The 12,693-nt window shown below is 29.5% G+C and carries 13 protein-coding genes; 8 read left to right on the top strand and 5 right to left on the bottom strand.

Annotation, left to right across the window (positions count from 1 at the left end; all coding sequences use genetic code 11):
• Positions 1-78: 78 nt before the first annotated feature.
• The 7 genes from ACKU4C_RS04440 (at position 79) to ACKU4C_RS04410 (ending at position 6,979) form a co-directional block, all read left to right on the top strand.
• Positions 79-651: a TRAP transporter small permease gene (locus ACKU4C_RS04440; RefSeq protein ID WP_321314785.1), complete on the top strand. Its 573-nt coding sequence runs from the start codon at positions 79-81 to the stop codon at positions 649-651.
• A gap of 9 nt (positions 652-660) precedes the next feature.
• On the top strand, positions 661-2,424 hold the full coding sequence (locus ACKU4C_RS04435) for a TRAP transporter large permease (RefSeq protein WP_321314783.1): 1,764 nt from the start codon (positions 661-663) through the stop codon (positions 2,422-2,424).
• Positions 2,425-2,440: 16 nt separating this feature from the next.
• Positions 2,441-2,893 (top strand): universal stress protein, encoded by a 453-nt coding sequence (locus tag ACKU4C_RS04430; protein ID WP_321314781.1) that lies wholly within the window; start codon positions 2,441-2,443, stop codon positions 2,891-2,893.
• Positions 2,894-3,066: 173 nt separating this feature from the next.
• Positions 3,067-4,221: a zinc-binding dehydrogenase gene (locus ACKU4C_RS04425; RefSeq protein ID WP_321314780.1), complete on the top strand. Its 1,155-nt coding sequence runs from the start codon at positions 3,067-3,069 to the stop codon at positions 4,219-4,221.
• Complete coding sequence (locus ACKU4C_RS04420; protein WP_321314778.1) at positions 4,218-5,252, top strand: proline racemase family protein; 1,035 nt, start codon at positions 4,218-4,220, stop codon at positions 5,250-5,252. The genes ACKU4C_RS04425 and ACKU4C_RS04420 overlap by 4 nt, the downstream gene beginning before the upstream one ends.
• An 11-nt stretch (positions 5,253-5,263) precedes the next feature.
• Positions 5,264-6,418, top strand: coding sequence for a N(2)-acetyl-L-2,4-diaminobutanoate deacetylase DoeB2 (doeB2, locus tag ACKU4C_RS04415; protein WP_321314777.1), 1,155 nt, complete (start codon positions 5,264-5,266; stop codon positions 6,416-6,418).
• Positions 6,419-6,433: 15 nt separating this feature from the next.
• Positions 6,434-6,979 (top strand): YgjV family protein, encoded by a 546-nt coding sequence (locus ACKU4C_RS04410; RefSeq protein ID WP_321314775.1) that lies wholly within the window; start codon positions 6,434-6,436, stop codon positions 6,977-6,979.
• 1 nt (position 6,980) lies between these two features.
• On the opposite strand, the gene ACKU4C_RS04405 is transcribed toward ACKU4C_RS04410, so the two are convergent.
• From ACKU4C_RS04405 to ACKU4C_RS04385, 5 genes are all read right to left on the bottom strand, one after another.
• Positions 6,981-7,655, bottom strand: coding sequence for a response regulator (locus ACKU4C_RS04405; protein WP_321314773.1), 675 nt, complete (start codon positions 7,653-7,655; stop codon positions 6,981-6,983).
• A gap of 3 nt (positions 7,656-7,658) precedes the next feature.
• Positions 7,659-8,780, bottom strand: a complete 1,122-nt coding sequence (locus ACKU4C_RS04400; protein WP_321314772.1) for a HAMP domain-containing sensor histidine kinase — start codon at positions 8,778-8,780, stop codon at positions 7,659-7,661.
• Positions 8,781-8,849: 69 nt separating this feature from the next.
• Positions 8,850-10,292, bottom strand: coding sequence for an alanine/glycine:cation symporter family protein (locus tag ACKU4C_RS04395; RefSeq protein ID WP_321314771.1), 1,443 nt, complete (start codon positions 10,290-10,292; stop codon positions 8,850-8,852).
• 75 nt (positions 10,293-10,367) lie between these two features.
• A complete protein-coding gene (locus tag ACKU4C_RS04390; protein WP_321314769.1) occupies positions 10,368-10,577 on the bottom strand; it encodes a 4-oxalocrotonate tautomerase family protein in 210 nt (69 codons plus the stop codon).
• Between the two features lie 8 nt (positions 10,578-10,585).
• Positions 10,586-11,770, bottom strand: a complete 1,185-nt coding sequence (locus ACKU4C_RS04385) for a YbfB/YjiJ family MFS transporter (protein ID WP_407933765.1) — start codon at positions 11,768-11,770, stop codon at positions 10,586-10,588.
• A 97-nt stretch (positions 11,771-11,867) separates the two neighbouring features.
• On the opposite strand from ACKU4C_RS04385, the gene ACKU4C_RS04380 reads away from it, so the two are divergent.
• Positions 11,868-12,692: a LysR family transcriptional regulator gene (locus ACKU4C_RS04380; protein ID WP_321314767.1), complete on the top strand. Its 825-nt coding sequence runs from the start codon at positions 11,868-11,870 to the stop codon at positions 12,690-12,692.
• Position 12,693: the final 1 nt, after the last annotated feature.

Raw genomic sequence — 12,693 nt, 5'->3', positions numbered from 1 at the left:
ATAGTAGTCCACATTTTGTGGATTTACTATAGTAGATTTCAAATATTTGTAATCTACTATGGTAAAAAAGGAATTAATATGAATGATGATACAAAGAAAAATCCTTTTATAAAAACCTTAGATATGTTAGATAATATTTTAGGTAAATTTGAGGGGCTAATGTTAGCATTAGGTGTTATAGCAATGGCTATAACTACAATAGCTGCTGTTATTTCAAGATTTGTTTTTAATGATGCTTTAACTGTTACAGATGAACTTAATATGATTTTTATTGTCATTGTTACTTTTGCTGGTTTAAGTTATGCTGCTAGGAATGGAAGACATATTAGAATGTCAGCTATATATGATGCAATGCCAACAAAGTTAAGAAAAATTGCAATGATTTGTATCTCTCTTATCACTTCAATATTTATGTTTATATTAGCAAAATACTCATTTGGTTATATCATAGAAGTATATCAAAGTGGAAGAATTCTTCCAGCTTTAGGTATTCCTGTTTTTTATGTTTATTTATGGGTACCAATTGGGTTTACAGTTACAGGACTACAATATTTTTTTACTGTAATAAAAAATTTAAGTGAATCAGATGTATATCTATCAACTTGTACAAAAGATGGATATAGTGATGCAAAAAATGATATAGAAGTGTAAGGAAAAGCTATGCAAAATAATTTCAAACAAATTTTTATCACATTTTTTCTAATTCTATCTTTTTCTATACCAAGCTTTGCAAAAGATATGGTTACTTTATATTTAGATGATGTGATTTTAGATACAAAAACACTTAAACTATCAATTTATGGTTCAGCAGAGTCTGATGACTTTCAATCACACAAATGGAAAAATGTTGATATAGTTGTAACAGATTCAAAATCAAAAACAATAAAATTTGAAGAGGAATCAGATAAAAAAGGTTTTTGGGAAGTTGAAGATATAGACATTACCAACTTAAGTGATGGTAAATTATCTATTGATATAAAAATGTTTGATAATGAAGATAATGTCATAGGCCATCTTTTAAATGAAAATACAATCAAAGACACCAGTTTTAAATTAAGTGAATATTTAAAAGAACACCTTGCAGTTTCTATTTTTTTATTGATGGTTATTCTTCTGCTTTCAGGTTTTCCTATGATGATACCTCTAATAGCTGGAACTACTCTTGGTATTTATCTACTTTTTGATGCAGATTTTTCAAAAATGGAGTTTCTAATTCAACAAATGATGGGAGGAATTCGACCTGCTGCACTTATTGCGGTTCCTATGTTTATCCTCTCAGCTGATATAATGACAAGAGGGAAATCTGCTGAAAAACTTATTGATTTAGTTATGGCATTTGTAAGGCATATAAAAGGTGGATTAGCAGTTAGTACAGCTGGAGCATGTGCAATGTTTGGTGCTGTTTCAGGTTCAACTCAAGCAACTGTAGTTGCAATTGGTTCACCACTTAGGCCAAGATTAAAAAAAGGTGGATATAAAGAATCATTTATTTTAGCGTTAATTGTAAATTCAAGTGATATAGCCTTTTTAATTCCTCCTAGTATTGGGATGATTATTTATGGTATTGTTGCAAAAACCTCTATTCCTGAACTTTTTATTGCAGGTATTGGTCCTGGACTTCTTATTTTAGTTTTATTTTCCATTTATAGTATTATTTATGCATATAGACATAATATTCCAACTGAGCCTAAAGCAACATGGAAAGAAAGAGGTATTGCAGTTTATAGAGCATTGTGGCCATTAGGTTTTCCAGCTATTATAGTAGGTGGAATATTTGGTGGAATATTTAGTCCAACTGAAGCTGCTGCTGTTAGTGTTGCTTATGCAATATTTTTAGAAGGTGTAGTTTTTAAAACAATGACATTAAAAGATCTTTATGCAACTGCAAAATCAACTGGACTAGTAACAGGGGTTGTATTTATCTTAGTTGGTGCAGGAGCTGGTTTTGCATGGGTTTTATCTTTTGCACAAGTACCACAAGAGATATTAAATGCTATTGGTATAACTTCTATGAGTGCTTATGAAGTACTCTTTGTAATCTCAATTGCTTTCTTTGTTGGGTGTATGTTTGTAGACCCAATCGTAGTAATTTTAGTACTTGTTCCAATTTTTGCACCTGTTGTTAATTCGGTTGGTTTAGATCCAGTTTTAGTAGGTACAATTATTACTTTACAAGTAGCCATTGGTTCTGCTACTCCACCTTTTGGATGTGATATCTTTACTGCTATTGCTGTATTTAAAAGACCTTATATTGAGGTAATAAAAGGAACTCCACCTTTTATTATAATACTTTTAAGTGTTTCAGTAGCACTTATATTTATTCCAGAAATTGCTTTATTTTTAAGAGATATAGCTTTTAGAGATGTAAGTGTATTAGATAGTATTCAAAGTATGTTTGGTTTAGCACCAGAAGTTATTGATTAATAAAAAAGGAGATAAGATGTTTAAAAAAATTTTAGTACCAACAGATGGTTCAGAGCAAGCAAACAAGGCTTTAGAACTTGCTTGTGAAATTGCAATAAAAAATGATTCCCAAATAAATATCTTATCTGTATTTAGACACCATAGTTTTATTGAAGGTTCTTTATCAATGTTGCCAAGACAAATAAATGATAAAGCATATAATCTTGAAGATGCATTGGGAGAATATTCAAAAGAGATTGTAGGAGAAGCAAAAGAGATTGCTTTTAATTATGGAATAAAAAAAGAAAATGTAAAAGGGTTTGTTCGTATAGGGCAAATTGCAAAAGAGATATTAGAGTTTGTTGAAGATAAAGATATAGATATTATCATTATTGGGAAACAAGGGAAAGGTGACCTTAGTGGATATTTATTAGGTGGGGTTTCACATAAAGTTGCAGGATTAGCTGATATACCAGTTCTTGTAGTATGATGAAAAAAATAATTACATTAAAAAAGATTTTAAGTATTTATGGTTTTAACCGTATTTATTCAAAAGTAGCTTATTCGTCCAGTTAAACTAGGGGTGATTCTTTATGTCTTACTCCTGTAAAAAGTATGCTTTTTACAAATTGATTAATACTATAAATTTTTACTGGAGAGATTATGAAAAACAGTACAATGAAAGCTATGGTTCTAATGGCCCATGGAGGAATAGAGAATTTAGTTTATAAAGATGTAAATATACCGAAACTAAAAAATGGTGAAGTACTTATAAAAATCACAGCAACTGCAAAAAACAATACAGATAGAAAAGCCAGAGAGGGTTTATATCCAGTTGATGATAATAATAAAAATGAAATCACTTCTTTTAATATGTCAGGGGATAATACCTTTCAGTTTCCTAGAATACAAGGTGCAGATATTGTTGGAACTGTTGTAAAAACAGCCCAAGATGTAGATAAAAATCTAATTGAAAAAAGAGGCTTAGTTGATTTCAATATCTACTTATCAGATAATTTAGATCTAAATTTAACACCAGATTATTATGGTCATGGTGCAGATGGTGGATTTGCAGAATATGTTGCAATACCAGGTGACAACTTCTATCCTATAGAAAATAAAGATTTAGACGATGCTCAATTAGCATCACTAGGAATGTGTTCATATCAAACAGGATTTAGAATGCTAAATGCCTCAAGAGTTAAAGCTGGGGATAAAGTTTTAATAAGTGGTGCAAGTGGTGGTGTAGGAACTGCTTTAATACAAATGTGTAGAGTTTTAGGAGCTATTCCTTATGCAATAAGTTCAAAAGATAAAGAGAAAGAGTTGCTTTCATTAGGTGCACAGAAAGTAATAGATAGGGCAGATTCATCAATTTTATATAAAAATATACTTGAAGCTACAAATGGCGAAAATATTGATGCAGTTATGGACTTAGTTGGTGGAGAGTTTACAAATATTTTCATTGATACTATGCTAGTTGATATGAAAAAAAGAGATGATTATCCAAGACTTAGTATAGCTGGAGCTAGTTCATACAATATAACTGAAATCTTATGGTCAAAAATATACCTTTATCAAGTTGAAATACATGGAGTATCCCATGGGACTAAAAATGAAGCAAATCAATTAATGCAATGGATAAAAGAGGGAAAATTAAAACCTATTTTACACGCAACATTTAAATTATCACAACTTCATGAAGCAGAAAAATATTTTGTATCAAGAGGAAAAGGGTATTTAGGGAAAATAGTTATTGTTCCTGATTCTCAATGGGAAGAGCATGGTAAAAAATACTCTTTGAAGGTTAAATCATGACCAAGCCACATGAAATAGGATTGATAGATACCCATGCAGGAGGAGATGTAAGTAGAATTGTCTTTACAGGGATCAAAGAATTACCAGGAGAAAGTGTTCGAGAACAAATGTTATATTTGCAAAAACATGCCGATGATTTAAGAAAAACACTTCTTTTTGAACCTTATGGAATTCCAGAGATGTCAATAGATTTAATTGTTCCAGCAAAAAATAAAGAAGCAGTTGCTGGATATATTATTATGGAAGTTATGGGATATCCAATATATTCTGGCTCAAATACAATGTGTACTGCAACAGCAGTTATAGAAAATGGTCTTGTAGAAAAAAAAGATGGTATTTTAAACTTTAAATTAGAAGCCCCTGCTGGATTAGTTGATATTGAAGCAAGAGTTGAAAATGGAATAGTTGAATCTATAACTTGCGAAGGACTTCCAAGTTATATTCACAAATATAAAGAAAAAATCATAATAAAAGAGTTAGGGGAAATTACATACTCAATTGCATATAGTGGAGGTTTTTATATTTTAGTTGAAGCGAAAGATTTAGGATTTCAACTAAGTATTGATGAAGAAAAAAAATTAAGTGATACTGCTTATTTAATAGTTGAAGCCGTAAGAAAAAAAGAATCATTAAAACATTATGCTTTAGGAGATGTTGGACCTGTTCCTTTTTTACACTATATGGGTGAAGTAACAAAGAAAGAGGAAGGTTTATATAGCTCAAGGTCTGCAACATATGTACACCCAGGTGTCATTTGCAGAAGTACCACAGGGACTGGTACTTCTGCTAGATTAGCATACTTAGAATATGAAAATAAAATTAAGCCAGGTGATAGTTTAGAAACTGTAAGTTTAAGAGAAACAAAATTTATTGGAACCTTTGATTGCATTGAAAGGTGTGAAGGTTACAAGGTGATAAAAAATAGAACAACAGGTAAAAGTTATATAATTGCTAAATCTCAAATTTTAGTCAATTTTGACGATACTCTAACACAATATAATGGTTTAACAAAAATAATTAAAAATTTATAAAAGGAATAAATATGTATAAAAATTTTGATGAAGTAGTAGAATTTGCAACTAATTTTAGACATAAATTACATGAAAATCCTGAATTAACATGGCAGGAAAATGATACAGCAAAAGCGATAAGAGAGATTTTGAAGATGCATAATATTGAATATAAAACTTATGCAGGAACTGGAACAGTAGGAGTTTTAGCACAAGATAAAGAAGGACCTCATATAGCATTAAGAGGAGATATTGATGCTCTTCCATTAGAAGAAAAAACTGATGTAGCATATAAATCAACTAAACCTCAATGTATGCATGCTTGTGGACATGATGGACATACAGCAACTCTTATTGCAGCAGCTATTTGGTTAAAACAAAATGAAGATAAATTACCAAATCCAATCTCACTTGTTTTTCAACCAGCAGAAGAAGGTGGACATGGAGCTAAAAAAATGATTGAGGAAGGTTGTTTAAAAGGTGTTGATATGATATTTGGTTGGCACAATTGGCCAGCAATAAAATTTGGGCAAGCTGTATGCCCTGATGGTACTGTAATGGCAGGGAATGGAACATTTCATATTACCTTAAAAGGTCAAGGGGGACACTCTTCTCAACCTGAAATTTGTCGTGATCCTGTTTTAGCAGCATCTGCTGTAACAATGGCTTTACAACAAATAGTTGCCAGACAAGTTGCACCTCAAGATACAGCTGTAGTTTCTGTTACATCTATTGATGCAAAAAGTGAAGTAACTGTAATACCTGATATTGCAAAAGTTGAAGGTAGTATTAGAGTACCAAATAAAGAGATAAAGGAAAAAGTATTTAAACAAATTAAACAAATCACTGAAAGTGTAGCTACTGGATATAATGTTGATGTTGATGTTGAGTTAAGAGATAGATACAATGCAACAATAAACCATGAAGATGAAGCTGCAAAAGTAAGAAAAGTATTAAGTGAAACTCTAGGGGAAAATTGGAAAAGTGATATTGCTACTCCAATTATGGCAAGTGAAGATTTTAGTTATTATCTTAACACTATTCCAGGAGCTTTTGCACTTATTGGAAGTGATGATGGAGAAGAGAAACATCAAAAAGCTTGTCACAATGTCTATTATGACTTTAATGATAAGCTGATAAAACCAGTAAGTATTTCATTAATGAAACTTGCTAATTTTGATTTCTAATTAAAAGAAACAATTATGGTATCGGCATCAATTGCTTTTTTAGGCATTCTGGCAATCATTTTTAATGCTGTTGGAATGGCTATTAAAGATTTAATTAAAACAAAAATATTATTAGGAACTTCAGTACTATTAATAATCCCTGATTTATATAATAGTGGGGGAATGCATGGAGTTTTCCAATCAGCTATTATTGCTATAATGTATTATATCGGGGCTTTAGAATATAAAAAACTAGAAAAAGCAATACTTTATTCTATACCATTTTTTTCTATTTTTCTTTTACTTGGACTAAAAGAGTATGAAGGCTTATTATTAGTAATTGCATCTATTACTACACCACTAGCTACAATTTCTAAAGATTCTTTAAAGATGAAATTATTACTTTTGGCTTCTACTCTATCTTGGGGGACATATGCCTTACTAGTAGAAGCTTGGTTTGCTTTTCTTTTTGATGCTTTAGGAATGATAGCACTAATATACTTTTTTGGACAATATAAAAGAGAAAAAAAAGCAAAAGAGATGTTAGAAAAAACTAAAGATTTTTTTCAAACTGATAATTAGTTTAAACTAAAGTATAACCCTCTTGGGGTACATTTTTTATAATATTTACAGGCAACTTCGCTCTTAATTCTTTAATAAAAGATTTTAGAGCGTGAGTTGTCATCTCTTTATCTATCCAAAGTTCATTTTCAATTTCATAATATGAAAGAATTGCACCTTTTTTTTGATATAAAAGATATAAAAACTCTTTTTCCCTTTTTCTTAATATAATTATCTCATTTTCTTTAAAAATCAATTCTCGTTTTTTCAAATCTAAACTTAATTGATCTGATAATTTTATTAAACTATTTTTAGCAAAAAGCTTTATAAGTGCATCATTTAATTTTTTTGCATTTAATGGTTTTAGAATATAATGACTTATATTTAAGTTTATTAATTCCATTAGATACTCTTCATTTGAATAAGCTGTAAGCATTATTATAATTGTATTAAAATCATCTTGTCTGATTTTTTTTACAAGTTCAACCCCGTCACAGTTTTTCATTTGTATATCGGATAATATTATCTTTGGTTTATAATCTTGATATATTTCATAAGCTTCATAACCATCTTTTGCTTCGTAAACCTCATCAAAATAGTACTTCAGGGTATCAACTATAACTTTTCTAATCCCCGGTTCATCCTCTACACATAAAATTGATAATTGTTTTAATTCTTCTAATAACTCTTTTTCCATACCCTACCCTACTAATACTATTCTGAAAACTGCACCATCTTTATCATTATAAACACTAAGTTCTCCACCCATATTTCTTTCTATAATCAATTTAGAGATATAAAGTCCTAATCCTGTTCCTTTTGAAGAAGATTTAGTACTGAAATATGGATCAAATATCTCTTCAAAATTTTCCTCTTTAATACCACCTGCATTATCTTTTACTTCAATAATACTATTAAAACCTTTTTTATCTATCAAAACTTCAATTTTTGGATTATTTATATTATTTTCAATTAATACATCTTTTGCATTTGTTAATAGATTTAATATAACTTGTGAAAATTCTGTTGGATATCCAAAAATCTCTCTATCTTTTTTTACATTTATATTATATTTTATACCATTTTCTTCCAAAGTAGCATCAATAAGGTTTATAGCTTTTTGACAAGAATCAAATAAAAAGAAATTTTCTTTCTTTTTATCTGGCTTATAAAAGTTTCTAAAATCATCAATTGTTTTAGACATAAACTCTATCATATTATCACTCTTTTCAATTGAGTTTAAAATATGTTCTTCATTTACTTTTTTAAATCTTGTAGCTGTTTCTAACTCCATTAAAATACCTGAAAGTTCTGTTAAAGGTTGTCTCCATTGATGAGCAATCATACTTATCATTGAGCCCATTCTAGCAAGTTTTGATTGTTGTAAAATCGCTTTATCTTTTTGTTTTGCTTCTTCAATACCTTGTTTAACTTTTAAAGCCAAATTTTTATTTAAATTTTGTAGTTTCTTCTCTTTTGTTTCAACTTGTTTTTTATATTTTTTTATTGTTTCATTAATAATTGAAGTCATTAAAAGAGTAAATAAAGCCATAAAAACAAGTATCGTAATTGTCAAAACTTCAACAAACTCTATAAACTTCTGTTTCTCTTCTTCATACTCTTTTATTCTTTTTTTCTTTACAACAGAAAAAGTTTCAGCAGAATTGCTTTTTAAATATAAAATTTTATACTCTTTTAACTCTTTTTCAAAACCTTCATCACTTATTTTCATATAGTAAGAGATACTAAAAAAGGCTATAAATATAATACTTAAAAAAGGTATCATAATTACAAAAAAAGGGATTCCCTCTTTATTAAACATATTAAATCTTTTTTTTATTTATAATATCAAATTTTTATATATAAAAAGTGTAAGCTTTTTGCTTACACTTTATTTGTTTGACCTTATATCATTAATATTATCAACAATCTCTTTCCAAATATTCTTATCGATTTTAAACTCACTATAATCGTTATATCTAAGAACAGGGTTTTTCCCCTCTTTTAATTGTCTGTCATAACCTCTAATAAGTCTAAGTACAGGTTTATATAATAATGCAATTGCTATCATATTTATAACAGCTAATAGTCCCATTGATAAATCAGCAAAAGAGAAAATAGAACCTAAATCTTGCATTGAACCCCAAATAATCAAACCTACAACAAATAGTCTAAATAGAGTAAATAAAACTTTATTCCCTTTACTAAAAAAGTTAAGACTATTCTCTGCTAAATAGTAATTATATAATATAGAAGAGAATCCAAAAAGTAATAATGCAATAGTTACAAAATATCCACCCAATGGACCTATGTGTTCAATTAATGCATTTTGAGTTAAAAGAACTCCATCCACACCACTAGCACCTGGAGTATAAACCCCTGATAAAAGGATAATAAATGCCGTACAAGAACAAAGTATAATTGTATCAATAAAAACAGAGAATGATTGAACAATACCTTGTTGAACAGGGTGTGCTACATAAGCAACTGCTGCAACATTTGGAGCAGAACCAAGTCCTGCTTCATTTGAGAACATTCCTCTTTTTGCACCTTGTAAAATAACTGCACCTAGTCCCCCACCAATAGCTGAACTTGGGTTGAAAGCTTCTGATACAATCATTGAAATAAGTGTAGGAATTTCTGATATATTTAATGCTATAACAACTATTGCAATAAGTAAATAACCTACTGCCATAATAGGAACAATAACTTCAGAAATTTTCGTAATTCTTTTGATACCACCAAATACTGCAAAAGCAAAAAGAATTGTTAAAGCAATACCTGTAATCCAAGTTGGAATATCAAATGAAGATTGAAATGAAGTTGTGATAATAAATGATTGTGTTGCATTAAAGGCAAAACCAAATGTTATCATTAGAAGAATTGATATAATAACTCCAAGCCATCTTTGTCCCAAAGCTTTTGTTACATAATAAGCTGGTCCACCTCTATATACACAAGAATCTTCACCATCTTTTTCTTTATATAATTGTGCCAATGAACACTCAAAGAAACTTGTACTCATACCAATAAGTCCAATTATCCACATCCAGAAAACTGCTCCTGGACCACCAAGTGTTATTGCAACAGCTACACCTGCAATATTTCCACCACCAACACGTCCAGCAACACTTAGCATTAAAGCTTGAAATGAACTAATATGTCCTTGTTTATCATGTACTGTATCTCTTAAAATGTTAAACATCTTAAAGAAATATCTAAACTGTACAAACCTAGAACTAATCGTAAAAAATATACCAAGAGCTGGTAATAAATAGATTAGAATATTACCCCAAATAAGGTTATTCAAAAAATCGTTAATCTCTGCTAACATAATTTTCTCCTTTTATTTAAAAGAAGTTTATCATCCAAAAGAGGGTTAAAAGTGTGAAATCTATATATAATATTACTATTTTTTCTTGTTTCTTATATTAGTTATGGTTTCTCCACCTATGGCATAATTATCCATTGGCACTTCATCAATAGTAACTACACAAGTTTTCTCTCCTCTATTAAATATCTTTACAAAAGCCTCTGTTAATTCTTTTGCTAAAAGCTCTTTTTGTTCTTTTGTAGCTCCACCATCTTCATGGGTCATTTTTACATTTATGATTGGCATCTCTTTCCTTATATGATTTTTTGATTTTGTGTAGCTATATTTTTTGCAATAAAAAGTAATATAACTCCTAAAAAAACAATTGAAGCAGTTACATATAAAGACTGACTGTAACTACTATAAAGTTCAACTAATTTTACACTATATAAAGGAGCAACAACTTGACCAATTCCATATGCTGTAGTTAAAGCCCCCATTAATATAACTGGATTATTACCAGCAAGTTTTCCACCTAAATTCATAAATAAAGCAACTAAACCTACAAAAGTTCCCCCATATAAAACTCCACTAAATAGATTTAAATAAACATTTGTAGTAAGTGCAGAGATTAAGATACCTACAATTTGAACAAGCATTGCTATTATGATTATATTTACACTTCCAAATTTATGGGCTAAAGTCATCCATATTATACAAGAGGGAATTCCAGCAAGACCAACTAGGGTCCAAGTAAAACTTCCATATCCTTCTAAGCCCTCTAAAGAGTTGATTATATCAGGTAAAAAAGTTGCCTGAACCACAAATCCTACACCTTCTGTAAAATATGCAATTATTAGAAGAATAACAAAAGGGGAAAACAATGCAAAATCAAATTTGTGTTTTACAACATTTTGTTTTATTTCTTTATCAAAAGATAAGATATACATAGAATAAATTGCAGCAAAAAGACCAAATATTGATAAAACTATCCAAGCACCTTTCCAATCATCTTGAAAAGTAAAAAAGGCTCTTGTAATTAAATCGGTAACTAAAATAGAAAAACCTATTCCACTAAAATGTATCCCCATTGCTTTTGTTTTATTATCCATTTTAAGTTTAGTCATAACTATTGCCGAACCAACAACTAAAGCCATTGCTGAACCAAAACCAGCAACTATCCTTGAGATACCCCAAATAATATCATTATCACTAACACCTAATACAAAAGATGAAACAATACACAAAACCATCCCTATTCTAAAATACTTTACTTTTGTGTTAATATCTTTTATTAATGTAGCAAAAATTGATCCACTTAAATAACCTGCATAGTTTATTGAGGCTAAAACTCCTGCAAAAGTTACTGTTAAATAGTTATCTAACATAGGTGGGAGTAATGATGTAAATACAAATCTTGCCACACCTAAACCAACAACTATTGATAATATACCAGCTAATATAATAGCCATATTGCTATTTCTATCTAATAAGCTCATAATATCTTTCCCTTTTTTTCACTTTTATGTATAATATCACTTAAGATGATGGAAAGTCAAATATAAAATCATGATATATGATATAAGGAAAAGTGATATGGATTCAAATTTATTAAAGATTTTTGTAGTGGTTGCCGATAAAAAAAGTATATCCCTTGCTGCACAAAATTTAGGTTTTGCACAATCTAATGTGACTTCAAGAATAAAACAACTTGAAAAAAATATTGGACATACCCTTTTTCATAGAATCCCCAAAGGGGTTAAACTAACAGTTGAGGGGGAGAAACTATATCCCCATGCAAAAGAGATTATAAAAAAAATAGAAAATACCATTTTAGAGATGAAAACCTTAGAGGAACAACCCTTACTAAGAATTGGTTCTACTGAATCAAATGCAGCAACAAGAATCTCCTCTTTTTTAGTAAAACTTCATAAAGATTTTCCAAACATGGAGTTAGAACTTATAACAGGAACAACAGATACAATAACTAAAAAATTGTTAGATTTTGAATTAGATATTGCATTTATTAGTGATATTCCAAAAAATACTGAACTTCATGTGCTAAATATATTTAAAGAAAAAATTGTATTACTAGAACCCAAAATAGGTAATATCCCTAATGTAATACTTACTTTTAAAAAAGGTTGTGCATATAATGAATATCTACATAAACACTATTCTGAAAATGGGATATGTTCACATAGAAACTTTGAGTTTGGAAGTTTAGAAACTATATTAAGTTGTGTGGAAGCAGGAATGGGAAGAACCTTATTACCTATTACAGTAATAGAAAAACTAGGGTTTAAAAATAAACTTAAGATAATTGAGATAGATGAGTTAAATGATATTCCAACTACATTGGTTTGCAGAAAGGATTGTATGCCCAAAATTGCACCTTATTTAGAAAAATTTAATATTTAAT

Source organism: Halarcobacter sp. (assembly GCF_963676935.1).
Taxonomy (GTDB): Bacteria; Campylobacterota; Campylobacteria; order Campylobacterales; family Arcobacteraceae; genus Halarcobacter.
This window is presented reverse-complemented; position numbering and strand designations above follow the sequence as displayed.